Annotated in this window: 21 protein-coding genes; 12 read left to right on the forward strand and 9 right to left on the reverse strand. The window is 54.3% G+C overall.

The window, feature by feature from the left end; translation table 11 throughout:
* Positions 1 to 38: 38 nt before the first annotated feature.
* The gene (locus LEPIL_RS14220) at positions 39 to 623 is read left to right on the forward strand and encodes an NADPH-dependent FMN reductase (RefSeq protein ID WP_002773416.1); all 585 of its coding nucleotides are present in this window, start codon (positions 39 to 41) and stop codon (positions 621 to 623) included.
* A gap of 77 nt (positions 624 to 700) precedes the next feature.
* Here the strand turns inward: LEPIL_RS14220 and LEPIL_RS14225 are convergent, their stop codons facing one another.
* The 5 genes from LEPIL_RS14225 to LEPIL_RS14245 form a co-directional block, all read right to left on the reverse strand.
* On the reverse strand, positions 701 to 1,039 hold the full coding sequence (locus tag LEPIL_RS14225) for a high-potential iron-sulfur protein (protein WP_002773417.1): 339 nt from the start codon (positions 1,037 to 1,039) through the stop codon (positions 701 to 703).
* Between the two features lie 154 nt (positions 1,040 to 1,193).
* Positions 1,194 to 2,966 (reverse strand): glycoside hydrolase family 3 protein, encoded by a 1,773-nt coding sequence (locus tag LEPIL_RS14230; RefSeq protein WP_002773418.1) that lies wholly within the window; start codon positions 2,964 to 2,966, stop codon positions 1,194 to 1,196.
* Positions 2,967 to 2,971: 5 nt separating this feature from the next.
* Positions 2,972 to 3,688 carry a hypothetical protein gene (locus LEPIL_RS14235; protein ID WP_002773419.1) on the reverse strand — a complete coding sequence of 239 codons (717 nt, stop codon included), beginning with the start codon at positions 3,686 to 3,688 and terminating at the stop codon, positions 2,972 to 2,974.
* Between the two features lie 28 nt (positions 3,689 to 3,716).
* Positions 3,717 to 5,126: an N-acetylmuramoyl-L-alanine amidase CwlD gene (locus LEPIL_RS14240; RefSeq protein ID WP_002773421.1), complete on the reverse strand. Its 1,410-nt coding sequence runs from the start codon at positions 5,124 to 5,126 to the stop codon at positions 3,717 to 3,719.
* A 37-nt stretch (positions 5,127 to 5,163) separates the two neighbouring features.
* Positions 5,164 to 5,604, reverse strand: a complete 441-nt coding sequence (locus tag LEPIL_RS14245) for an acyl-CoA thioesterase (protein ID WP_002773422.1) — start codon at positions 5,602 to 5,604, stop codon at positions 5,164 to 5,166.
* A gap of 28 nt (positions 5,605 to 5,632) precedes the next feature.
* On the opposite strand from LEPIL_RS14245, the gene LEPIL_RS22275 reads away from it, so the two are divergent.
* The 9 genes from LEPIL_RS22275 (at position 5,633) to LEPIL_RS14290 (ending at position 15,257) form a co-directional block, all read left to right on the forward strand.
* On the forward strand, positions 5,633 to 7,030 hold the full coding sequence (locus tag LEPIL_RS22275) for an HD domain-containing protein (protein WP_002773424.1): 1,398 nt from the start codon (positions 5,633 to 5,635) through the stop codon (positions 7,028 to 7,030).
* A 36-nt stretch (positions 7,031 to 7,066) separates the two neighbouring features.
* Positions 7,067 to 8,596, forward strand: a complete 1,530-nt coding sequence (locus tag LEPIL_RS14255; RefSeq protein ID WP_002773426.1) for an MBOAT family O-acyltransferase — start codon at positions 7,067 to 7,069, stop codon at positions 8,594 to 8,596.
* Between the two features lie 8 nt (positions 8,597 to 8,604).
* Positions 8,605 to 9,711, forward strand: a complete 1,107-nt coding sequence (locus LEPIL_RS14260) for a hypothetical protein (protein WP_002773427.1) — start codon at positions 8,605 to 8,607, stop codon at positions 9,709 to 9,711.
* Positions 9,708 to 10,211, forward strand: a complete 504-nt coding sequence (locus LEPIL_RS14265; protein WP_002773428.1) for a hypothetical protein — start codon at positions 9,708 to 9,710, stop codon at positions 10,209 to 10,211. Before LEPIL_RS14260 ends, LEPIL_RS14265 begins: the two co-directional genes overlap by 4 nt.
* A complete protein-coding gene (locus LEPIL_RS14270) occupies positions 10,211 to 10,852 on the forward strand; it encodes a YqiA/YcfP family alpha/beta fold hydrolase (RefSeq protein WP_002773429.1) in 642 nt (213 codons plus the stop codon). The genes LEPIL_RS14265 and LEPIL_RS14270 overlap by 1 nt, the downstream gene beginning before the upstream one ends.
* Before the next feature lie 94 nt (positions 10,853 to 10,946).
* Positions 10,947 to 12,077: a cytochrome-c peroxidase gene (locus LEPIL_RS14275; protein WP_002773430.1), complete on the forward strand. Its 1,131-nt coding sequence runs from the start codon at positions 10,947 to 10,949 to the stop codon at positions 12,075 to 12,077.
* A gap of 41 nt (positions 12,078 to 12,118) precedes the next feature.
* Entirely contained in the window at positions 12,119 to 12,709 is a 591-nt protein-coding gene (locus LEPIL_RS14280; RefSeq protein WP_040918887.1) for a hypothetical protein, read from the forward strand.
* Complete coding sequence (locus tag LEPIL_RS14285; RefSeq protein ID WP_002773431.1) at positions 12,663 to 14,114, forward strand: IS4 family transposase; 1,452 nt, start codon at positions 12,663 to 12,665, stop codon at positions 14,112 to 14,114. Before LEPIL_RS14280 ends, LEPIL_RS14285 begins: the two co-directional genes overlap by 47 nt.
* 18 nt (positions 14,115 to 14,132) lie before the next feature.
* A complete protein-coding gene (locus tag LEPIL_RS14290; protein ID WP_040918889.1) occupies positions 14,133 to 15,257 on the forward strand; it encodes a hypothetical protein in 1,125 nt (374 codons plus the stop codon).
* A 36-nt stretch (positions 15,258 to 15,293) separates the two neighbouring features.
* Here LEPIL_RS14290 and LEPIL_RS22280 read toward each other — a convergent pair whose 3' ends face one another.
* Together LEPIL_RS22280 and LEPIL_RS14300 are read right to left on the reverse strand one after the other, a co-directional pair.
* Positions 15,294 to 18,146 carry a sensor domain-containing protein gene (locus tag LEPIL_RS22280; protein WP_002773432.1) on the reverse strand — a complete coding sequence of 951 codons (2,853 nt, stop codon included), beginning with the start codon at positions 18,144 to 18,146 and terminating at the stop codon, positions 15,294 to 15,296.
* Complete coding sequence (locus LEPIL_RS14300) at positions 18,143 to 18,730, reverse strand: hypothetical protein (protein WP_002773433.1); 588 nt, start codon at positions 18,728 to 18,730, stop codon at positions 18,143 to 18,145. Before LEPIL_RS14300 ends, LEPIL_RS22280 begins: the two co-directional genes overlap by 4 nt.
* 53 nt (positions 18,731 to 18,783) lie before the next feature.
* Here LEPIL_RS14300 and truD point away from each other — a divergent pair, with 53 nt between their 5' ends.
* On the forward strand, positions 18,784 to 20,013 hold the full coding sequence (gene truD, locus LEPIL_RS14305) for a tRNA pseudouridine(13) synthase TruD (protein ID WP_002773434.1): 1,230 nt from the start codon (positions 18,784 to 18,786) through the stop codon (positions 20,011 to 20,013).
* 56 nt (positions 20,014 to 20,069) lie between these two features.
* Here truD and LEPIL_RS14310 read toward each other — a convergent pair whose 3' ends face one another.
* Positions 20,070 to 20,768, reverse strand: coding sequence for an LA_3696 family protein (locus LEPIL_RS14310; protein WP_002773435.1), 699 nt, complete (start codon positions 20,766 to 20,768; stop codon positions 20,070 to 20,072).
* A 347-nt stretch (positions 20,769 to 21,115) separates the two neighbouring features.
* Here LEPIL_RS14310 and leuA point away from each other — a divergent pair, with 347 nt between their 5' ends.
* Positions 21,116 to 22,828, forward strand: coding sequence for a 2-isopropylmalate synthase (leuA, locus tag LEPIL_RS14320; protein ID WP_002773437.1), 1,713 nt, complete (start codon positions 21,116 to 21,118; stop codon positions 22,826 to 22,828).
* Positions 22,829 to 22,944: 116 nt separating this feature from the next.
* On the opposite strand, the gene LEPIL_RS14325 is transcribed toward leuA, so the two are convergent.
* On the reverse strand, positions 22,945 to 23,370 hold the full coding sequence (locus tag LEPIL_RS14325) for a YfeK family protein (protein WP_002773439.1): 426 nt from the start codon (positions 23,368 to 23,370) through the stop codon (positions 22,945 to 22,947).
* Positions 23,371 to 23,399 lie beyond the last annotated feature (29 nt).

A 23,399-nucleotide genomic window follows, 5' to 3' on the forward strand; every position in this document is an offset into this window, starting at 1 on the left:
CATTGACCGGTTACGTCGTCTTTATTACTTTAAGCAGGATGAACATCGCTATTCTCTCTGCCTCACCGCGAGCAGACTCCGCCTCGCTTCGCGTAGCAAAGGCCGTAAAGCTACAGATCGAGACTTCTTACACCACCGAGCATACCACGACGCTGATCGACTTTCACGATAACGACATCCCCATGGTTGGCCGGGGCGACCTTCGACCCGACTCGCTGACGGCCTTTCAGCAGCGCTGGGTTAATACGTTGAACGCGGCACAGCTTGTTATCTGTATCGTACCTGAGTATAACTGGATCATGCCCGGTGAATGGATCGATGCCTGGCATCAAACGGGAAAGACGGCCTTTGCTCATCTTTTCGACGGCAGGGTCTTCGCGGTAATCGGCGTTTCTTCGGGCAGAGGCGGGCGTCGCCCGGCGCTTGAAACACAGCAGCTTCTGAACAAGCTTATCAGCTTTCTCGGGCAATCGTCCGTCGTTGCGCCGGCGCTTTTTGAAAGCCATGAGACCGAGAAGAACGTCGACGAGCAGGGCAGATTGATCGGCGCCGATATCTACCGAGCCGGATTGGATCGCTTCTTACAGCTTGCGTTGAAAACGGCAGAACGCTGGAATCGTTGATTCGGGGAGCGTTGAGCTGCGCGGCGGCAGGCAAATAAACAAAAAGCGGCCCGAAGGCCGCTTTAATTAAAAGCGGATTAGCTTTTTGCTACCCACGAGGCACAGTAGCCAGCCGGGTTGATCGGTCCCTTGATCAGGTTGCAACCGCCACAGGCAGCGCCTGCAGCCGCGGCGATGTAAAGCGCGCAGTTGTCACAACGCTTCGCCGGATCAGCGGTCTGGTCTACATACTGAAGATTCGTGCGCTGCTGAATATCTTCGGGCGTAAGACCGGTTGTGTCGTTGCACGACGCTGCCGGCGCTTCTGCCTTCTTTTCTTCTTTTTTGCAAGCGGCAAGGATTGCACCGGCGCCGGCTACTGCTGCACCTGTTACAAGTCCTTTTACAAGAAAATCCTTACGGGAGATTTGATCCATCGAGAGGCCTCCATTTTCTATTACTGATATGAGTGCGGACTTCCGCATCAGCTAACAGAATTCGTATGTACTTGCATGTAAAATGGATTTTCCCTGTGGAACCCCATGGGGGTATAAAATTTTTGTCATTATTGGAATGAGTCTCAGTATCGGATTATCCCTTCTGCTCTTTCAGCTTAACCGTCGTAGCAGGCACAGCGCCAAGAGAACGTCGCATCATCGCACGCAGCCCTTCTCGCTGCGGGGCAAACGTACATAAGACAAAGGCATGATCCGTTATTCGAAACGGAAGAAAGGGAGATCCGGGCAGCAGACCGACAACGGTTCTTTTCCCTGCTCTGTAGGAGAGCGAATTCCAGGCAGCGATATCGCCCTCGGTTAGCTCAACGATCCAGTTCCCTCTGTAAGCCGCCTGATCGGCCCGTATCCAGAGCTGGCGGACATTGAAAAGCGGTAGCACCTGCGAGGGCGGAACTCCGACGGCAAGCGCCTCTTCCTTAACGGCCCGGCTGCGATAGAAGACGAAAAGCTTCGACGGAGAGCCGGCGCCCGGAAAGTCTCTGCGCAACGATCGCACGGCCTTGAATAGAATGGCTCGATCCGGGTGCTCGCCAAACTCCGCCTGCATCGCCGCTTCGAGCGCTACGGCCCTCTTTTCGAGCAACTCTTCGTATTCACGCAGCAGTGTCGTCTCGGCCTCGTCGGCCTTTTGCAGCAGACCCTCTCCTGTCCAGAGCGCATCGCCCGTTCCGTTTTTCAGCTTCTCAAAGATCTGTCGCTCGACGGCCGCATCGATCGCAGCCTCATCGATCTCTTTATTTGCAACCGCCAGCATCAGGCGTTCGTGAATCTGGCGAATATGATCGCTCTGCGCTGTGAGCAAGGTGATATCGACGCCTGCCTTTACCGCTTTCACGGCCGCCTCGCCCATAGGATAACGATCGGCCACCGCCTTCATCTCCATGGCGTCGGTGATGACGATGCCTTTGAATCCCAGCTTTTTACGAAGCAGGCCGTCGACGATGGCCGGACTGAGCGTCGACGGATTCTTGCCGTCAAGCTGCTCGAAAAGGATATGAGCGACCATAACGGCAGGCGCTCCGGCATCGATGGCTTTTTTGAAAGGCGGCAGCTCGACTTCGTGAAGCTGGGCTTCCGTACGACGGATCACGGGAAGAGCGTAGTGGCTGTCGGTGTTTGTATCGCCATGCCCGGGAAAGTGTTTTATCGTCGGCAGAGAGCGAGCATCCATGGCGCCGAGCATATAGGCCGTTCCGATATCTGAAACAAGCGCCGGGTCGCTACCGGGCGACCTTGTATTGATAACGGGGTTATCAGGATTGTTGTTCACATCGAGAACGGGAGCAAACAGAAAATTAAAACCGAGAGCGCGCAGCTCACGGGCCGTAACGAAGCCCGTAACATAGGCCAGCCGCGGATCTCCGCTCTGACCGAGAGCCATCATGCCCGGAAAGTCGGTTACGCCCTCGCTGACTCTAATGACGCGGCCGCCTTCCTGATCGATGCTGATCAAGAGCGGAATGCCCGTATGGGCAAGCGACATCTTCTGCAAATCGGCGTTCAGTTTTTTCACCTCGGCGGAGCGACCGATGTTCGCGGCAAAAAGGATAACACCACCGGGATGATAGCGCTTGATGACGTCTTCAATGGAAGAAGAGGCCGTTTTGCCGTACAAACCGACATGGATGATCTGCCCGACCTTCTTTTCGAGCGGTAAAGAGGCCGTGATCTGCGCCGCGCGTTTTCGAAGCGCCTGTTCGTAGGGACCGGCCTGATCTTTCAATCGTTCGACGTCGCCGGCTTCAATCCGCGGAGAGATGGAATACCGCGCGGCGGCGTCGTTCGCGCCTTCGCGTGACGCCCCACAGGCGAAGACGAAAAGAAGGAGGCTGATGATTCGCTTCATGTTCGTTACGACTTTGGAAGATAGCGATTCATGTCATTCAATTCTTTGCGAATCGAACGACTGATCAGATAGTCGAGATGACGTTCGAGGTATCTGTAGCTGTCGAGAAGGCGAAACATAACCTCGATCTTTTTATCGGGATCGCGAAGCTGCGTCAGAGGATACGTATTCGTAACGCCGCTGTCTTTATAGGTGCGCGTCTTTTCGGTGATGACGGGAGCGTTCCAGGGGGTCATGATATAATACACCAGGTTGCCGCGACCGGTAGGCAGGCTTTCCATGCTGATAAAATGAATGTCGGGCTCCCGCACCTCTTTGCCCTCACGCACACTGTCGACCAGAAAAATCGTGACGACCGTACGCAATCCGCGCACCGTCGCCGTGCGTACACGAAAGGAAAACTGCGCCGGCGCTCCGTTCTTCCAGACGATACGCACGCTCTCCTCGCTGAGCGTGGAGTCGCGCTGCTCGAACTGGTTCAGATGACTCGTGCGCATCGAAATCAGGGATTCGCCCGACTCCGAGATATAGCCGAGCAGCTTCAAATCGCCATAAAGTTTTGCGATATTCTCTTCGATACGGCCCATCTCGCGAGTATTCTCGGCCAGCTTCCATGCCTGTTCTTCTGTAGGCCTGTAGCGTTCGAGATCGGGGCCCTGCTCGGGGCTCTGAGCCAGCAGAGATGCACTGAGAAGCATCATCAGGGGGATTGCGCGTTTCATATCCATCTCCTCACAGTATCGGCAGCGATCAGTCTGTGACGATCTTGAAATAGTTACCTTCTTTGTATGACTCGTACTTTCCGAGGTCGAGCGCTTTTCCGGCCGGGCGATATGGACCTTTATAGTCCTTTTTCAGCTCCATGCCCGCAAAAAGCGAATAGATGCCGACCGCCAGCGACCGGGCGATCTCATCCTGTTTTGTCAGAACCATCTGGCGGTCCCGCTTCACGTTCAGATGAGCGATCTCGAGATAAGCAGAGATGGCATTGATATATGTGGGCAGACCGTAGGTGCTCACAAACGGAGGAACGATACCGCCCATGGCCGCCGGTTTGCGCATCTCAGGGCTGAGCTGACGCAGGCCGTACTGCAAGTAACGCAGCAATTCGTCGCTTGCATAGTGGTTGTCGCCGCCCCATTTCGTCTGGGTGCCTCTTACGGCGGCCTCGCGACGCCAGAATTCAGGCTCGGAGCGCTCCCTATCCCAGAATCGTCCCTCAGGTCGGAACTCCGAGTATTTCAGCGCATACGGACCGGGGCCCTTCTTTGCAGCCTCTTTTTCCCAGCCCGGCTCGTCGGCATAGCGCCAGGTGATCATATTATAGCGGAAGCCGCGATTCTTTTCGAGCCAGGGCTCCGTGTTCTTTTTATTGGTCCAGTAGCCGTGAAAGTAGACCCAGGTATCGGCCATGGCTACCTCGTAATCCGACCAGCCCGGCTGATTGCGTAACCAGCAGCAGGACCAGGGCAACTTGCGGTAGGCTGAGGGCTTCGCCTGACCGAGCGTGATCTTGCGCATCTGATCAAACGTGCGATACCCCGGCGCAAGGACGGCAGCCATGCCTCCCGATTGTTTCGGCCCGGCGGGATTCAAGTGAATGCTGACGACGAGCTGCGGCTTGAGACTATTGATATAGGATAGCCGCCCCTGCTCCATGCGCGATGAATTCTTCGGATCTGGAAAATCGTAATGCCGGTAGGGAACGTTTACGTTGGGGTCGTCTTCAGAGAGCCCGCGATCGTCCCAGTTATCTTCGCGCGTCAGATGCGAGCGCAGCACGACTCGCTTGAATTCTTTCTGCGAGGAAAATTCGCGCAATAGCTTTTCGAACTGTTTCCAGCCGTCTTCGGTTTCGGTCAGCTTGAGATAGGTGCGCGTCTTCTTTGAAATATCAAGAACGATCTTATATTCATAATGCTCGCCGTACTGCATACCCATGTTGTAGCCGTTCAGATACTGACGTGTGATCGGATCCCACATATCGTCGTTGCGTCGCACGGGAGCGCCGCCATGTCCCGGATCGACGACGACGTCATAAACGGGAGCTCCAAAAGCAGAGTCGCCACATGAGACGAAGAAAAGAAATAGAGAGAGTAGAATCGGCCTGCTGGCTTTATGACGGGTGACCTTTCTTTTTTCGTTCAGACTTTGCTGCATCCTGATCTCCTGAAAAATAGTATTGCTGCCGGCGGAGTTAGACTCGATACGCCTCGAAGGCTCGAATGACTTCATCGGGAACGCTGATCGGCGTGGCCTTTTCAAAATGGATCCACATAAAGTCCGCCTCAGCCGTATGCACGCATTCTCCCGTCCCGTCAAACATAGCGCAGACAAACGAAAACGTGCGCGTCTTGAGACGGCTGACGCCAAGCGTGATCGAAAGCTCGGCAGGATAGCGCACCTGCTTGCGATACTGCATGGCCAGGTTTACGATAACGGGCCCGTGCTCCGGACCGGGCTCGTTCGACCACACGCCCAAACGACGGAAGAATTCGACGCGAGCATTCTCAAAGTACCGCACGTAAACGACATTATTGAGATGACTGAAAGCATCCATATCGCCCCAGGCCACGTATTGCTTATGCTCGAACGGATACCTACGGAAACGGGTTGCCGGTGACCGGTTTTTTTCCATCGTGGCTCCAGTTTTTGTTTTCTCCCCTATGATGACACCTCTTTTTAGTAAGAGCCAGCTCCAGAAGCCCGGCTCTTTCAAGCTGATTCCCATGATGAAACCGTTCGTCAGCAATCATCCGCTTTTTCATCCAGACAGATCACTGCGCGCATTGCTTGAAAGGCTATGTCCATCGCTCCTGCCCTATCTGAGCGGGCGGTCGTTGAAATACCTGCGCAGTGGATTTGCCGTTTATTCGTTCCAACCCGATGAGCAAACCTATATAGATGTGAAAGAAGCCCTTCCTCGCATCTTTCACGATATCGCCGATCGCAATTTGATGATGGCCGAGCATTCAACCAAAATCGTACTGCCTGCGAAGTATTGCGAAGAGCGAGAAGTGCATCTGCTGATCCATAATCCTTCGGCCCGCCATGATCTGCAGATATCGGTCGACGATCTATTTTATGACTGGGATCAGAGCCGCTGGCAGGGGCCTTCCTATCAGGATTACGAAGGGGGCGTTCTGCGCCTCGTATCGCCGACCGAGCTGACAATGGCCGCGGCGCTCAAGCTCTGTGCCATGACCTCCATGCTCGACTTCACGCCCGACGACGAAACGCTCACGCGCATCCGCGAAGCGAAGCCCGATGAAACCCTTCATAGGTCGTTTCTGCGTACGCAGCTACAGAAGATCGTCACTGGAGCACGTCCCAGCCAGGGCTTTATTACTCTGGAGCGAGCCGGATTGCTTGACGCCTTTCTTCCTGAGCTGGCTGCCAGTCGGGGATTAACGCAGAACCGCTTTCATCGTTATGACATCTTTCATCATTGTATCTACAGCTGCGATTCCGTCGAACGAAACGATCTGCATCTGCGACTGGCCGGGCTTCTGCATGACATCGGCAAGGTGCCGACGCGCCGGCAGACCTCTTCGGGCGAGCCGACCTTTCACAGCCACGAAGTCGTCGGAGCAAAGATTACCGGCAACATCCTGCATCGCTTCGGCTTCAATAAAGAGCTGATTCAGCGCGTGAAATTCCTCGTGCGCAATCATATGTTCCATTACACGGCCGAGTGGACCGATCGCACGGTACGCCGATTCCTGGCCCGCGTTTCGCTTGAAGAGCTGACCGACCTCATTGACCTTCGCATGGCCGATCGCCAGGGAAGCGGCAAGGGCGGTATGCTTCCGCCACAGATTCGCAAACTCCTGCACCATGTCGAAAAGATACGCAGCGAAGAGGCCGAGCTGAAGATCCGCGATCTTCAGGTCAAAGGCGAGGATTTCATGGCGCTTGGCATTCCACCCGGGCCGCTCTATGGAGACATCCTGAAAGAGCTGCTTGAAAAGGTGAAAAAAGGCGAGCTTGAAAACACAAAAGAAGCGCTTTTGCCTGCCATGACCGAGGCCATAAGTCGCGCTACGAAATCAAGCACCGGTTGACAGGACAGACGGTCAGAAAATTTCCAATACAGGCTTATGCTTTTCAACTCCGTTCTGTATCTGCTCTTTTTCGGCCTGCTTTATCTGCTCTACTGGACGATTCCGGCCTCCAGGCGCGTCACCCTGCTGATCATGGGCTCGATGCTCTTCTACGCTGTCTGGGGATTGACGGGAGAAGGCTGGGTCGGTATCCGCTGGACGCTGCACTTTCTTGCCGCGATCGGCTTCAGCCATTTCATGAACAGGGCTATCTATGATGCCACCGAGCAGCAGACGAAGAAGCGTCTGCTTTCATTTACCGTCGTCGTTTTATTAATCAACCTTGCCGTGTTTAAGTATGCGGCGTTCTTTCTCGGCTTCCTGATCGACCTTGGCGTCCCGGCCGAAGCCCTGCCCGACGCAAAAGGCCTCTTTCTGCCTCTTGCCATCAGCTTTTATACGTTTCAGATCATCGCCTTCACCGTCGACGTTTACAGAGGCACGATCAAGGACCGTCCGACGGCGAGCAGCTATTTCCTGTTCATTCTCTTTTTTCCGCAGCTCATCGCCGGGCCGATCATGCGCTCGACGGACTTCCTCGATCAGAAGCCGTTTTTGAACTCTCGACGTATGTACGACGGTGGATGGCTCATTGTCGGAGGCCTGATAAAAAAGGTTCTGCTTGCCGATCCGATGGGCAACTATGTCGCACCTGTTTTCGGGAATCCGACTGCTTACACATCCTGGTCCATTCTTCTCGCCGGCATGAGCTTCTCTTTGCAGGTGTACTGCGACTTCTCGGGTTATACAGATATGGCTCGCGGCTCGGCGCTGCTTCTTGGCTACAGTATTCCCGAAAACTTCAAAGCGCCTTTCTTCTCGCTTTCGGCGCGCGAGCTGTGGCAGCGCTGGCATATTACTCTTACGACCTGGCTTCGCGACTACATCTATATTCCGCTCGGCGGCAACAGAGTCTCGGTCGTGCGCAACTACTTTAACCAGTTCCTGACGTTCGCCCTTGGCGGACTCTGGCATGGCGCCGACTACACCTATATCTTCTGGGGCGGCATGTGGGGCATTCTGCTTGCCGTCGAACGCTTTGTGGAGCAGGTGCTTGGTATCAAGACCGTTCCTGAAAAGAACGTGCCCATGAAATTGTTGAAAGGCCTTTTTATGTTCGTGCTTTTCGCTATCGGCGCCCTGATGTTCCGGTCGCAGCCCGTCATGATGGGCGAAACGTTGATCTCATCGACGAGAATCATGGGTCAGATGCTGGGCGGGCTCTTTATCAACTGGCCCGATCGCCTTATGGACGTCTATGCTTCAACAGGCGCAGACACGTCGGCACTTTCGGCCGTTTTCGGATCGCAGGTGTTTGCGTTATCCGAAATACCGCAACCCGACACCATCGCCGGAATGTTCGTCGCCCTTATCTTCTTTCATTTCGTTCAGTATAAGCCGGGATTTTTCGAGCGCTGGCGACGCTTTGATCCGTATCTGCTTCCGCTGGCAGGGGCCATTACCGGAGGCTTCCTGCTCCCGGCGCTCTCGCAGTCAGGTCATCAGTTTATCTATTTTGTCTTCTGAGGTATGCCATGCAGAGAACGATCCTGTATTCGCTGATTCTGGTCTCGGGTCTTCTGCTCGGCATCGGCCTTTTCAGATATTATCCATACGTCGCAAGCTTCGTTTCTTTTGACGATCGCTTCAAGTCAGTCAGCCTCGAAGCAGGTAAGGCCGGCAAAATAGAACTGAGCCGCACCGAACAGCCCCGCGCCTTATTCCTGTTCGTGCCCGACCGCCGCATGGATCGTCGCTGGAACACAACGCATCTCGAAACGCGAGTCGGCCTCAAGCTGGGCCAGATACTGAACGAACGCTCCGTCGATACGGCCGTTTTCGATCGAAAGGACGCCGGTTTGCCGCCCGATCATTACGTCGATCCGCAGACGATCGCCGAGCAGATTCGTGACGCCTTTGTCGCTCTCCAGGCCTACAGAGACTCGCAGAAGATCTACGAAAAAGAGAAGAGTCCGATCACCATCCTGGCCCACGGCGATGGATGCCTTGCGACGCTGCTTGCCGTCGACGCATACGGTATCGAACCCGAGAAGATCATGCTTTTCGGCTGCGCCTACGACGGAACTCTGCTGGAATCCTACGGCGAGATGATCACAAACGCCATGCATCTGACCGGCGTCGACGAAAAGGTTATGACGACGGTGAAGAAGGAGTGGGCGGACTGGCTCAATCAGAAAGAATACGAAGAGCTGACCGAAGAACAGTGGCTCGAATTACAGAAGGCCATGCTGAAAGAAAAGGTTAACCAGGATCTCGTCGCCTTTCGCCGGACCAGGTCGGTCTTTCAACGTCCGCATAACAGAGAATGGCTTCTGCGGGCGAAGCGGCTGTCATATGTCGACCTTGTCGAATCCGTTCTCAAGAAAAGCCGCGTCGTCATCGAACACTTCGCCTCGCAGTACGACGAAGAGCTTCCGCCCGATCTGATCGAGCGCAATGCGGTGCGGGCGAAGACATTCGGCCCCCGCTATACGTTTGCCGTTCTGTCTCAAACCGACCATTTTCTCTTTGAAAAAGATTCGCCGCCTGCCTCGCCCGTTGAGAATATGATGAGCAGAAGTAATCCGTTCAAAAGCCTCTCCCCGGCCTTTCTGAACGTCATCGAGGAGCGCTTTCCATGAAACAGAGAACGAAATCGGTCAGAATATCTGTAAACAGTCTGTTGTTGGCTCTGGCTCTTGCTTTACCCGGTGTCCTGAGTGCAGAGGTCCTCGGCCCGGGCCACACCCTGAGCGACCTTGAATTCAAAGACCAGCACGATCGCTCGCATCGCCTTTCAGAGAATCTGCGCTTCTTGATCTTCTCTGCCGACATGGACGGGGGCAAGCTCATGCATGCATGGATGAACGAACGCAACGACGACTTCCTCACCGCTCAGAATATCGCCCTTCTTGCCGACGTGCATCGCATGCCGTTTCTGATTTCGAAAACGATCGCCATGCCGCGCATGCGAGGTTATACATATTCGCTTCTCCTGATTCAGGATGAAGGTCGGGGTAACGTCTACCCGCAGCAGCCGAAGGCTGTGACGATTCTCGTTTTAAAAAAGCTGACCGTGCAGAGCGTTCACCATGCCTCGACGGTGGCCGAGCTTCAGGCCATCCTCGACCGGAACAGGTAGTGCAGTATATCTATCTGCACGGCTTTGCCTCCGGTTCCGATTCGACCAAAGCCCGCTTTTTCGCCGAAACCTTTGAGCGGCGGGGCCTGTCTCTCCTGCGCCCCGACCTCAATGACGATTTCTCGCACCTCACCATAACACGCCAGCTTGAGCAGCTGCGCGAGATCACCTCGACTTTTAGCGCAAAGGAGTCGATCACACTCATCGGGTCGAGCATGGGCGGTTTTCTTTCGCTGCTTTATTCGAGGTTGGACAGTCGGGTGCGACGCCTTGTGCTGCTTGCGCCGGCCGTCGGTTTTCACCGCATCCTCAAATCGAAAGCCGGACCGAACTTCAAGCTATGGAAGAAGAATCGCTACATTCCCATTGAACATTATGCGCTCGGACAGGCGCTTCCTCTACACTTCGGGCTCTATACCGATGCCCTGCTTTATCGTAAGGCCACGTTTACCCGTCCCCTGCCGACTCTGATCTTTCATGGTCTGCACGACGATACGGTCCCGTATCAGAATAGCATCATACTCGTAGAGCAGAATGCCCGGGCCGCTCTCATGCTACTCAATTCGGATCATACACTGAACGATTGCCTGGAAACGATCGATTCTCAAGTTCAGGCCTTTTTTGAACGGAACTTAGACTAACAAATTCCCGAGAAACGCCCATAAAAATTATCGACCGCCTGTAAAAATTTTTGAGACTGGTTATCAGAATTAAAACCAATCACAGGTAGGATCTATGCTCCCAGGCTACCAACGAGCATACCTCGTCACGGGTATGCTCATTCTCATGGTGAGCTGTAGTATCGAGAACAGTTCATCTCCCGCTACAGCGTATTCACCTGTTCCCGTTCCCGATCTCACGCCCGAACAGTTGCTCGGACAGGAGATATTTTCTGACGATACTCTCTCAGAACCGGCCGGACAGTCCTGTGCCTCGTGCCATGATGAAGGCGTCGGCTTTGCCTCCCCGCCTGCGATCATGACCGGCGGCGTCTCTGAGGGCGTTGTTCCTGGCCGATTCGGGCTGCGCAACGCACCGACGGCGGCGTATGCGCTTTTCAGCCCTCTGCCTTTCTTTGATCCCGAGCCCGGCACTCTCGTCGGCGGCCAGTTCCTTGACCACCGCGCCGCCGATCTCGAAGAACAGGCACGCGGGCCCTTCTTGAATCCCGACGAGATGGCTAACCCGGATCGCGCCACCGTCGTGAACAAACTGCGCAATCGCCCCTATGCCGATCGGTTTCGCGCTCTGTATGGCGCTGATGTTTTTGCCGACGTCGATCGGGCCTATGTTGCCATGTCGCGGGCGATTGCCGCTTACGAACGTTCGCCGGAATTCAGTCCGTTCTCGTCGAAGTTCGACGCCTACATCAGAGGACGGGCGAATCTATCGCCGGCAGAGTTACGCGGCCTTGCCGTCTTTCGCGATCCGCTCAAAGGGAATTGCGAGGCCTGCCATCTTTCAACGGGAGATGCTCCGCTATTCACCGACTTCACAAACGATAACATCGGCGTGCCGCGCAATCTCACCATTCCCGCATACGCCGGGAACCCAACTCTCGTCGACCGGGGGCTTGGCGCCGTACTGAACGACGCGCAGTATGACGGACGCTTTAAAGTCCAGACGTTACGCAACGTCGCTCTGACCGCTCCCTATATGCATAACGGTGTTTTTACCACGCTGGAGGACGTAGTCCGCTTTTACAACACGGCCTGCGCTCCGGGTAACCCCGATGGATGGGATGCACCGGAAGTGCCCGACACTCGCAACTGTAACGAGCTCGGAAACTTGAAGCTGAGCGATCAGGAGATCGCAGATCTTGTGGCCTTTCTGCACACGCTGACCGACGGCTATCTACCGCGCTGATTCGACGGAATCAACAGAACAAATAAGAATCGAGGATCATTATGTTTTATCATTTTAAAAAGAGGAGCCTGCCTCAATGGCTTCTTGTAACGGCAGTACTGTTTCCCTATGCTCTGTTTGCACAGCAAACGGAGGAAAAGACGCAACGAAAACCCTCGCTTGAAGAGCGTGTCGACATTCTTGAAGAAGAGGTCGAGCATGCGAAGATGAAGAAGGCGGCAAAAGAGTTCAAGAGCGTGATGGGTATGGGCCCTTCTGCCTCGGCCATCTATCACGTTGAGGACGGCTTTTCGTTCGGCGGCTATGCCGAAATTACCGGAGAAAGCTATAAGTCCCGCTATCGCACCGGTGTGGGCGACGTAAAGCGCCTCATCCTCTATACGGGATATCGCTTCACCGATAACATCCTCTTTAATGCCGAGATCGAATACGAGCATGCCGGCTTCGAGCGGCATGATGATGTCGTCAACGAGGTGGATTATGCCGGGCGCGAGACACAGAAGAAAACGGTCCAGGGTGGGGCGGCATATCCTTACCCAGAAGTATTTCTCCTTGTACTGTTTTTGAGCCCGCGCAATATGTCGCATGAAGAAACGACAGCAGAGTGCTCAGGAACCACAGGAGCTGGATAGCGAAGTAGCCAATTGGGGGGCGCAGGAATTCGCCAGTGCAAATATCGGTGATGCGCGTTTGAACGCCAGACTCATTGCTGTCGCTGAGGCTTTCATGCAGAAGCCGGGTGCATCTGTTCCAAAGGCGTCGGCAAGCTGGGCGGGTGCGAAAGGAGTGTATCGGTTCTTTGACAACGCCAAGGTGAACTCACAGAATATTTTAAGTCCGCATACAGAGTCTACGAAGCAAAGGATCGAGGGTCGAGAGCTTGTTCTTGCGATTCAGGATACATCGACGATCGACTATAGCACTCGTGACGCTACCGACGATATTGGACCGGCCGGCAATCGCCTTACAAGAGGACTTATGCTTCATCCCACTCTTGCCGTTACTCCCGAAGGCACACCGCTCGGAATACTGGATCTACAAATCTGGAATAGACCTGACAACACATGGTCTTCTGAACTCACACGTGAGGAAAGAAGAAATACTCCTCTCGAAGACAAAGAGAGCATGAAATGGATAAACAGCTACCGCAAGGTCTGTGAGATTCAGAAGGAGATGAATGATAAAGTTCACTTCGTAAACGTCTGCGATCGCGAAGGAGATATGTATGATCTCTTCCTTGAACATCATAAACTATCTACAGAAAATCCGCCTGATTTGCTTGTTCGAGCTGCAAAAGACCGCAAATTGGCCGGGGATTCGGGCTTTTTGTGGGATTTCATGGAGTCCATAGATGTATTCGGTGAGTATGATATTCAGGTTCAAAGAAAGGTGGGTAAGAAAGCAAGAGAAGCAACGCTGCAAATACGCTTCTCAAAGATAACAATGCGACGGCCTTTTCACCGATATCCTGTGAAAGAGAATCCATCTTTCGATCTCTATGCAGTATATACATGCGAAAAAAATCCACCGCAAAAGGAAGAGGGGATTTCATGGATGCTGCTCACCACAATGCCGGTTCTCACTTTCGAAGAAGCCGTTGAGAAGGTGGAATGGTACACCGATCGCTGGATCATTGAGACTTTCTTCAAGGTCCTCAAATCTGGATGCAAGATTGAAAACCGACAGATGAAGACCGGAGCTCGACTGATGTCATGCATCACAGTCGATAGCATCATCGCATGGAGAATCCTTTTCCTGACATTCATAGGCAGGGAACTTCCAGATCTCTCCGCAGAAATTGTTTTTGAACCACACGAATGGCAGAGCCTGCACTGTCGGATCAACAATACATCCGAACTCCCAAACACGGTTCCTTCTCTCTATACTGTCATGATTCAAATTGCGAAGCTCGGTGGTTTCCTTGCAAGAAAGAGCGATGGATTCCCGGGGCCGATCACCATATTCCAGGGGATGCACGTCCTCTACGATATGGCCGCCGTCTACAAAATCCTCCGCCCAGAGGCTACTTCTGGGTAAGGATATGGTGGGGCGGCGATGGTGGAGTTCGCATACGTCGAATTCCGCATCGCCGACTGGCTGCAGATTCGCCCCGGCCTGAACCTTGTGCCGATCGGCATCACGAACTGGATGCATGAACCGAATACCTTTTACTCGGTTAACAGACCCGCCACAGAACAGCTTATTATTCCGACGACCTGGCGAGAACTCGGCGTCCTTTTCACGGGAGAGATCGGACGTTTTCAATATCGTACCGGCCTTCTAAGCGGTCTTGACGCGTCGCAGTTCACGGCTTCGGAATATATCGGTGAAGACGGAAGCTACAGGGGCTCCGAGGCCAGTCTGCGCGACGGCGCCTTTATTCTGAACGTCGACGCAAACCTCTTCGACGGCTTCACTCTGGGCGGCTCCTATTATGCAGGTCGCGCCGGACAGGGCAACGTCACAGCGGTTCAGGATAACGATCGTCTCATCACTCCAGACGGAACCTCTCTCGGTTTTTCTCCAGAGGACACGGCCGATATGCTTGCCGTTATGGAGGCGCGTCGTCGAAGAGCGCCCGTTCTTGTTCAGATGGCTGAAGGTCACTTTCTCTATCGAACAGGTCCCTGGGATTTTCGCGGCCTGGCCGTCAGATCGTGGATGAGCGAAGAGGATACAAGAGCCGTTAACCGCGCTACGGGAGAGAACGTGGGCATGGTCGCCGAAGGCGGATACCTTGAAGCCGGATTCAACGTACTGAGCTTCTGGAAGACAGATCAGAAGCTGATGTTTTTCGTGCGAAACGAGTTCGTCAATACGCAGCGAAAAACCGTGGAGCGCAAATTCGGCGGTAAAGAGGATGTGCTCGATGCCTTATGCCGGGGTTCATCGACATGCAAGACGACTACGATGTTTGACAACGGAAATCAGGATCTCGGTATCATCGAAGCCGAAGATGCGAATACGGAGGCCTACGGAAAAAAAGGCCTGGCCGATAAAACAAACGATCGCCGTATTCTCACCGTGGGTCTTGCCTATTTCCCGCATCCGAACGTAACGGTAAAAGTGGAATATGCAAAGAACGACTCGAAGTCGGATTGGTATCGCGACCAGGAAGTATTCAATCCTGAGAACAACAAGATTGATACGATCAACGTCGGCATCGGCGTCGTATTCTGATGCTAATCCGGATTCTGAGCGTCGATTGATCGCCGCTCAGAATCCGCTCATCTGCAAGTATGAGCGTACAAAGTCCGCAAACTTATCGGCCGGTATGGCGGGGCTGATCAGGTATCCCTGCGCATAGTCGCAACTTCTTTCCCTGAAAAAGCGCAGCTGCGCCTCAGTCTCTACGCCTTCGGCTACGACTTTCAGCTTCAGACTCTGGGCCATTGCGATGATCGCCTGCGCGATCTGTGCATCGCTCTCATCGCCTGGAATATCCATAACGAAGGATCGGTCGATTTTCAGAGCATCGATCGGAAACCTTTTCAAATATGCGAGTGACGAGTAACCCGTTCCAAAATCGTCGATCGCAAGTCGGATGCCGATCTCTTTCAGCGTTTGCAGCGCCTGACCGGCGCGCTCTCCGTGCTCCATAAGAGCCGACTCCGTAATCTCAAGCTCAATACGATCGGCCGGAACATTATAACGATGCAACAGATCAGCGATGCGCTCGGGAACGTCATAGAGGCGAAACTGTCTCGGCGAAATATTGATCGCAAGCTTTTCAAGATGTATGCCGTCGTCCATCCAGTGGCGCATCTGCTTGATCGACGCTTCAAGCACTCTGTCTCCGATGGCGCCGATCAAACCGCATTCCTCGGCGGCAGGAATGAAATCTCCAGGCGATACGCTTCCCTTCTCGGGATCAATCCAGCGTATGAGGGCCTCTGCACCGATAATCCCGTCCCCGAGAAGAGAAATCTGAGGTTGATAGTAAACGAGAAACTGGTCGAGTTCGAGAGCGCGTCGCATACGGCCTTCAAGTCGAAGCTTTTCGGCCGCTGCGATTGTTAACGATGACGTATAATAGTGAAACATATTACGCCCCTGCCCCTTTGCCTGATACAGCGCAGCGTCAGCGTTCCGAAGCAGCGTCGTGCCGTCTTCGCCGTCTTCTGGGAAGATTGCGATACCGATACTCGCTCCTATGTATAACTCTCGTCCTCCTGATATCGAAAACGGATCAGAAAGCGTATCGATCACCATGCGGGCGAGCATGGCGGCGGCGCCGGTTTCGGGAAGATCCTCCTGCAGAATAACGAATTCGTCCCCACCAAGACGAACGAGAAGATCTTCACGACGCAGGCGCTTACGCAGACGCTCGGCTATAGCGACAAGCAGTTCGTCGCCGGCCGGGTGGCCGTAGCCGTCGTTGACGTCCTTGAATCGGTCGAGGTCGATGAGATGAAGAGCTAAAGAGGTTCCGCGACGTCGCGCCTTTTCGAGCGCATGATCCATCTGCAGATGCAGAAGCGCGCGGTTGGGCAGATCGGTCAGCGGATCGTGATAGGCGAGATGCTCGAGCCTCTGCTCCGCCTCTTTTAACCGGCTTATGTCGGTAAACACCGCCACATAGTAGGCAATGACGCCGTTTTCGTCATGTATGGCGCTGAGCGAGCTGAGCTGAGGATACACCTCTCCATTCTTGCGACGATTCCAGATCTCTCCCTGCCAGTGCCCTATCTCTTCAAGGGAATGCCACATCTGCTGATAAAAAGTCTTCGGATGCCGTCCGGATTGCAGAATACGCGGATTCTGTCCGACCGCCTCTTCCTCTGAGAAACCCGTGATCTCAGAAAAGGCATGGTTAACGGTAACGATCAATCCGTCTCGATCGGTAATGATGACTCCGTCACGAGTGCTGGCGATTACGGCAGCAGAAAGGCGCAGGCGGTCCTCGGCAGCCTTGCGTCCGGTTACGTCTTCTACGCTAAACAGTAGAAGATCACGGCCGCTGTGCGAGAGGCGCATAAGATGCACTTCGGCATCCCACTCCGTTCCGTCCAGGTGCCGATGGCGCCACGGGAAGATATGCGAGCCATTCCTAACGGCTATCTCAATATGCCGTATTGCCGCCTCATGCGACGGGGTTCCGTCATATTGCACCTCCGGCGATACGCCTTCGGGCGTTTTGCCTATCAGCTCAGCTCGGTTCGCCACACGATACAGCTTCATTGCAGCGTCATTGCAATCAACAAACAGGGCCGTCGTCGGCTCCATCACACCGAGAGCGATGCGCGAATCGTTAAAGAGCGCTTTATTGTATGCCTCGCTGTCTTTCAAAAGCTGCTCTTCTCGACGCCTTTCGGTCACGTCACGACCGACGACGATAAGACCGCGCCGCCGACCATCGTCGAAAAACATCGGAATCTTAATGATATCAAATACTCGAAGCCCGAGATCGGGATGAGGTATTACCTCATCTGCGCGACTGGGAGCGCCGGCCTTCCATGCGATTTCGTCAGAGGCCTCGCAGCTCATAAAGGCGTCGTAATGAGTCGGACTGAAAGGCGCGAGCTCGGAATCCTTTTTGCCGCGATAATCCACATGCTCTATACCGAACAGGCGAAGATCGCTCTGATTGGCGACAAGCCAGCGCCCCTCGCCGTCTTTGAAACAGATGATATCCTGCATGCTGTCGATGAGCATGCGCAATCGCTCTTCGCTTTCGCGAAGACTCTGCGACCGCGCCTCGGTCTCGGCAATTAACAGATTGATCGTATCGGCAAGCATTCCGATCTCGTCTTCTTCATGCCCCGGTGGAACGGTAAGTCGCTGAGTCTGAGCGCTTCGCTCCTCCATCTGCATGATGCCGCGAGCAAGCGATTGAATAGGTTTCACCGATAGTCTGCGATCGACAAACCATAAGATGGCGGCAAGCAGGCCGTTCTGAATGATGGCACCCGTCAGCTTTACCCAGAAGGGAAGATGAAGATTTTCGATGCTTTCGAGAAAGATAATGAAAGAACCGGTGCTCACCGAGAAAGCAACGGTGGCCAGAGAGAAAAGCAGGACCTGCTTACGTCCGTGGCTGGTGCGCAGCGTTCGAAACGATCGGCTCACGTCGACTTCTCACTCTCGAGCTTAACGATCTCGCGCAGATTTCGCATATGCTCGAGCACGCGACTGCATGTCTTCTGAAATTCCGAAGGCACATGCTTCGCCTCAAGCGCTGAATCGGCCACGAACTGTAAAATAGAAAGAAACAGATCTTTGGACGCAAAGATCGGAGGCGTGCCCGCATACCCATAGATATAACAGTCTTCACGTACCTGCAAACCGAACGTCTGCAACTCCATCTCGTGATCGGTTCCCTGCTCGGATTCGAGAAGCAGCTCGGCGACGCGATCGAGCTCCTGACTCCAGTCGAGCATCAGCGAACGGCAGATGGCCTGGAAGCGATTTTTTTCAGAGTAGAAAAGCAAAGGCGTCGTCACCAGTTCATCGGGAAACGTCGACATCAGAGAACGGAATTGCGTCTCATTCACATAAGATAGAAAATGTGTGCCTCTGATCACCCGTGCCTTGAGAACGGGGAATCCACGAAACGGGCTTTCTTCTTCGGCGGGCAGAGAGTACTTTGCCTCAAGCCTTTTCAACATCTCCTGCTCGTAGTCTGATAAAGACGATTCCCGTTCCAGTGCCATGTGAGATCACGAAAACCTGTTTTCCCGCTCAGACAATCGAAAAAAAGGGTCGCATGAGCTTCGACGCAACCTCTCGCAAGCTGGTCGGCTTTCTCGCCTGTAAAACCAAGATGAAAACCGAGGATTTTATCGTCGAAGAGATCACCGATCTGAAGATATTGAACGCTACGAATTCGGGCCCCTATTACGTCTATCGAATGCAAAAAGAGGGCTGGAACACAGTCGATGCTCTCATCCGCCTTGCAAAAGAAAACCGCATCTCTCTACGCGATATACAGTACGGCGGCAAAAAGGATCGTCATGGCATCACCGAACAGTTCATTACGTCGCGCAGTCGATTACGTCTTCCCGCTTCGCTTGAAGGCGCCGTTCAATTAATGGAACTCGGTCGCAGTCAGGAGCCGATGGCGCCAGGACGTATCGTCGGGAATCGTTTCAAGCTCTGGCTGCGTTCGCTACAGGCATCTGAGATATCGCATCTTCAGCGCAACTTCGAGGCGATCAAAGAATACGGTTATATCAACTATTTCGATTCGCAGAGATTCAGCACCTTTGATCGAGAAGAAGGCCTGCCCGCCTTCGCTCTCTATGCGGGTAACTATGAGCAGGCGCTGAAGATGCTGCTTCTCGGAACGTTTCGCCGCGAAAAATCGCATGCAAAAGACCGCAAGGCCGAGCTCTTAAAGTCCTGGGGGCGGTGGGATGCATGCTTACAAAAGGCCGATACGGCCGTTGAGAGGCGGGTCTTTGCCTTCTTGAAGGAATCTCAGCGCCGGGCCCCCGCCGATTTCGCCGGCGCGCTTGATCTTTTGCCCTTTGAAGAGCTGCTTATGATGCTCTCTGCCTTTCAGGCCTTTCTCTGGAATCATCTCGTATCGAATCATATAGAGAGGCATGCGAACGGAAGAGCTGCACTCTTTAAAACACGCACAGGCATACTGGCATTCCCGGCGCCCGGCGATCAGAGCATTGCGCTCGATCAGGAGCTCTGCCTTCCCGGAAAAGACGAACGATTCTCGCCCGAGTTTCAAGCCGATCTTCAATCACTTCTTGCACAGCTTGGCCTGCCCGATAACTGTACGCAGATTTCGTTTCTGCGCTCTGCGGCCATGAACGCTTATATGCGACGCATGGGTATTCTACCCGGTGATCTACAGCTGGGGTTACCCGAAGACGACGAGATGGAGGCAAAGCGTAAAAAGGTTGAGCTAACATTCACGCTGCCGGCCGGAGCCTACGGAACGATGCTTGTCAAGCGCCTGACGCTGCGGGCTCGATTCTGAGGGCAGTGTGCGCCCCACTTTTCGAACAGCTCAAATGGCAGCGCTCTTTTGTTTATTCACCTGACCGTAGCAGCGAACAACTGAGCGCTGAAAGATACGATCTGCGATACGACGGGAAAAAGCACAGAAGCGGCAAGCATGGCCGCAAGAATCCAGCGCGTCTGCACGGTGATGGCGCCATGCAGCCCCGAGATCTCTCTATGAAGCAGCTGGATGTCGCTTTTCATCTCGGCACGCAGCTCTGCTATGCGGGCCACAAGCCGGGATTCAATGGAGGACTGCTCGGCCCGCAGCTCGGCCATTTCGCCGCGTAGCCCGGTAAACTCGCCGCGTAGCCCGGTAAACTCGCCGCGTAGCTCAGCAAACTCACCCCGTAAGCCGGCAAAGTCTCCCCGTAGCTCTGCAAATTCCACTCGTACTTCACGGAAATCATTCTTGAGATCGTCCATGCCGTCCTCAAGCTTCCCAATCCTGACCCTGAGTTCCTGGATATCGGCCCGTACTTCATCACGTAAGGCAGCCATATCGGCCTTGAGCTCCGTTCGTAGCTCTCCCATATCGGCGCGAGTTTCGGCGATCTCCTGCCGTAGCCTGGAGATTTCAGTAGAAAGCCGGTTCTCGGAATGAGCCGAAGACATAGAGATCACTTCCTCTCTCAAAGCTAAGAAGGCCTGATTCAAACTGTCAACGAATTTCCAGGCGCCGGAGCCGAGCAGCTTTTCAAGTTCTGGTGGTAATTTTTTCAGATAGTCCATGGCGATCCTCCCGCTGATCCATAGATCGAGGTTCAGAAAACGGGCGAATGGAGCGGATTTTTCTGCATCACACCGGCAAAATTTTCGAGTTGACCCCTCCTTCGTTTTTCGCTTCCCTGGATATGTTATGAAAGGCAGCACATCCGCATTCACGATTGAATCGGCGAAGAGCCTTGCTCTCTCGCTCCGCTCTGCCCTTCTCGTTCTTTCCCTCCTGCTTATCCTTCCCCTGCTTCTCGGGCTCTGAGCCCGAAATATCGAACCTTGCGGCTATGCCGCCCCGCCCTCAGTCGGCTCTCTGAGTCGAACCACGTTTTGAAGCAGAACATTTAAGAAGGATACCTATTATGACTACTACCAGCAAACGCCCCCATTCGCCGGGCAACAAATATCGCCAGTATACTCAGGTGAAACTGAGCGACCGCACCTGGCCCGACCAAATGATCGAAAAAGCTCCCATCTGGTGCAGCGTCGACCTGCGTGACGGCAATCAGGCGCTGGTTACGCCGATGAGCCTGGATCAGAAGCTTGAGATGTTTCAGCTGCTGGTCGACATCGGCTTCAAGCAGATTGAGGTCGGATTTCCGTCGGCCGCCGACGTTGAGTTTCGCTTTCTGCGCACGCTGGTCGAGCGTGACCTCATCCCCGCTGACGTTACCGTGCAGGTGCTGACACAGGCCCGCGAACATCTGATCCGGCGCACCTTCGAGGCGCTGGAAGGAATTCCAAAGGCCATTCTGCACCTGTATAACTCCACGTCAGAGCTGCAGCGACGCGTCGTCTTTCGCATGGACCGACCCGAGATTCGCAAGCTGGCCATGGACGGAGCGCGGCTTGTAAAGGATCTGTCGTCTGAAACGTCGACACAGATCACGCTGGAGTATTCGCCTGAAAGCTTCACAGGAACGGAGCTCGACTTTGCCGTCGACGTCTGCGAAGGCGTGATGGAAGTATGGCAGCCGACGCGAGAGAATCGCATCATCCTGAACCTGCCCGCCACCGTCGAGATGTCGACGCCGAATATCTACGCCGATCAGATCGAATGGTTCTGCCGCAATCTGAACGGACGCGAAAACGCCATCATAAGCATCCATCCGCATAACGACCGCGGAACGGGCGTGGCGGCGGCCGAGTTCGCGCTGATGGCCGGCGGCGATCGCATTGAAGGAACGCTGTTCGGAAACGGCGAGCGTACGGGTAACGTCGACATCGTCACGCTGGCGATGAACATGTTCTCGCAGGGCGTCGATCCGCAGTTGAATTTTTCGAATATCAATCATATTCGTTCCGTCTGCGAGCGCAGCACAGACATCAAAGTGCATCCGCGGCATCCGTATGCGGGCGAGCTGGTGTATACGGCCTTCTCGGGTTCGCATCAGGATGCCATCAATAAAGGCCTTGCCTATCGGCGGGAGCATGGCAGCGAGCTGTGGGAGGTTCCGTATCTGCCGATTGATCCGACCGACGTGGGGCGCACCTACGAATCGATCATTCGCATCAACTCGCAGTCGGGTAAAGGCGGAGTCGCCTACATCCTCGATACGGAGTTCGGTTACTCCCTGCCGCGGGCCATGCATCCTGAGATGGGTACGCTTGTGCAACAGGAGGCCGATAAGACGGGCCGCGAGATCACACCTGACGAGATCCTCCAGATCTTTCAGCGCGAGTATCTGCATCAGGAAGAGCCGCTCGTTTTCGAATCGTTCCGGAGTTATCCGGACACCGAGGACGCAACCGGAGAAGGCGTCGTCGCCGAGCTTGCTTTTTCAATGGAAGGACGTCGCTACGAACTTAAAGGCCGCGGTAACGGTCCGATCGACGCCTGCAAAAACGCTCTGAAACAATCGGGCTTCTTCGAGTATCGCATCGAGAATTACCACGAGCACAGCCTCGAAGAAGGGTCGGAGTCGCGAGCCATCGCCTACATTCAGCTTCGCAGCGATTCGGGCGCCTCGTACTTCGGAGCGGGCATCGACGTGAATATCAACAAGGCAAGCGTAAAGGCGATCTTCAGCGCTCTGAACAGAGCGGCCAAAGGCGCCGGCGTGATGATGGTGTAAGAACCGGCATAACTTGAACCCTCAAAAGCCGACACAGTTGTTGGCTTTTGAGGTAGCCTGCCCAGGTGGTCCCTTGAAATAGAGGCGCAGGAAGTACAGCACTTCCCGCGCCTCTGTCATTTATCTATCCTCTCTTTGCCGTCTAACTCTTTCAATTTGCGATGCAACCAGATTCCGGCCTTCTCAGTACGGCCGTCGGGAAATTTGAGATAGTAGGGAGATCCCGTAATCGACGATTTCGATGCAAGGTAGTCGATGAACTGCTCGGCCGTACTGATGCGGTTCCCTGCATTATTGAACTTGAGGCGCATATGAGAGGCGGCGTCGGCGGCCGAGTGCTCGCTGCCGTTACGAATAAAAATCAGGCCAGATTTCTCCACTGCGGCGATGAGAGCGTCGATGCGCTGCTTTTCGCGGGCTGACGGAGCGGCTGTGAGGGAGCCGTCACTGTCAATCATGATGGGCAATGGCAGGACTGCAGAAATGGCGAAGACGGAAAGCACTGCAAACGGAAGGATTTTCAGTTGGATTTTGAGACGCATAATTCAACAGTAGCCCACCGACTGCAACG

The sequence above is a fragment of the Leptonema illini DSM 21528 genome (assembly GCF_000243335.1).
Classification (GTDB): domain Bacteria; phylum Spirochaetota; class Leptospiria; order Leptospirales; family Leptonemataceae; genus Leptonema; species Leptonema illini.

What these genes read in the sequence shown, in the direction of transcription:
- LEPIL_RS22275 (WP_002773424.1), top strand. Translation starts at nt 5,633, where the DNA reads ATGATGACACCTCTTTTTAGTAAGAGCCAGCTCCAGAAGCCCGGCTCT.
- leuA (WP_002773437.1), top strand. Translation starts at nt 21,116, where the DNA reads ATGACTACTACCAGCAAACGCCCCCATTCGCCGGGCAACAAATATCGC.
- LEPIL_RS14310 (WP_002773435.1), bottom strand. Translation starts at nt 20,768, where the DNA reads ATGGACTATCTGAAAAAATTACCACCAGAACTTGAAAAGCTGCTCGGC.
- LEPIL_RS14265 (WP_002773428.1), top strand. Translation starts at nt 9,708, where the DNA reads ATGAAACAGAGAACGAAATCGGTCAGAATATCTGTAAACAGTCTGTTG.
- LEPIL_RS14325 (WP_002773439.1), bottom strand. Translation starts at nt 23,370, where the DNA reads ATGCGTCTCAAAATCCAACTGAAAATCCTTCCGTTTGCAGTGCTTTCC.
- LEPIL_RS14240 (WP_002773421.1), bottom strand. Translation starts at nt 5,126, where the DNA reads ATGCAGCAAAGTCTGAACGAAAAAAGAAAGGTCACCCGTCATAAAGCC.
- LEPIL_RS14300 (WP_002773433.1), bottom strand. Translation starts at nt 18,730, where the DNA reads ATGGCACTGGAACGGGAATCGTCTTTATCAGACTACGAGCAGGAGATG.
- LEPIL_RS14280 (WP_040918887.1), top strand. Translation starts at nt 12,119, where the DNA reads ATGTTTTATCATTTTAAAAAGAGGAGCCTGCCTCAATGGCTTCTTGTA.
- LEPIL_RS14235 (WP_002773419.1), bottom strand. Translation starts at nt 3,688, where the DNA reads ATGAAACGCGCAATCCCCCTGATGATGCTTCTCAGTGCATCTCTGCTG.
- LEPIL_RS14290 (WP_040918889.1), top strand. Translation starts at nt 14,133, where the DNA reads ATGGTGGAGTTCGCATACGTCGAATTCCGCATCGCCGACTGGCTGCAG.
- LEPIL_RS14260 (WP_002773427.1), top strand. Translation starts at nt 8,605, where the DNA reads ATGCAGAGAACGATCCTGTATTCGCTGATTCTGGTCTCGGGTCTTCTG.
- LEPIL_RS14255 (WP_002773426.1), top strand. Translation starts at nt 7,067, where the DNA reads ATGCTTTTCAACTCCGTTCTGTATCTGCTCTTTTTCGGCCTGCTTTAT.
- LEPIL_RS14285 (WP_002773431.1), top strand. Translation starts at nt 12,663, where the DNA reads ATGAAGAAACGACAGCAGAGTGCTCAGGAACCACAGGAGCTGGATAGC.
- LEPIL_RS14230 (WP_002773418.1), bottom strand. Translation starts at nt 2,966, where the DNA reads ATGAAGCGAATCATCAGCCTCCTTCTTTTCGTCTTCGCCTGTGGGGCG.
- LEPIL_RS14225 (WP_002773417.1), bottom strand. Translation starts at nt 1,039, where the DNA reads ATGGATCAAATCTCCCGTAAGGATTTTCTTGTAAAAGGACTTGTAACA.
- truD (WP_002773434.1), top strand. Translation starts at nt 18,784, where the DNA reads ATGAGCTTCGACGCAACCTCTCGCAAGCTGGTCGGCTTTCTCGCCTGT.
- LEPIL_RS14220 (WP_002773416.1), top strand. Translation starts at nt 39, where the DNA reads ATGAACATCGCTATTCTCTCTGCCTCACCGCGAGCAGACTCCGCCTCG.
- LEPIL_RS14245 (WP_002773422.1), bottom strand. Translation starts at nt 5,604, where the DNA reads ATGGAAAAAAACCGGTCACCGGCAACCCGTTTCCGTAGGTATCCGTTC.
- LEPIL_RS14275 (WP_002773430.1), top strand. Translation starts at nt 10,947, where the DNA reads ATGCTCCCAGGCTACCAACGAGCATACCTCGTCACGGGTATGCTCATT.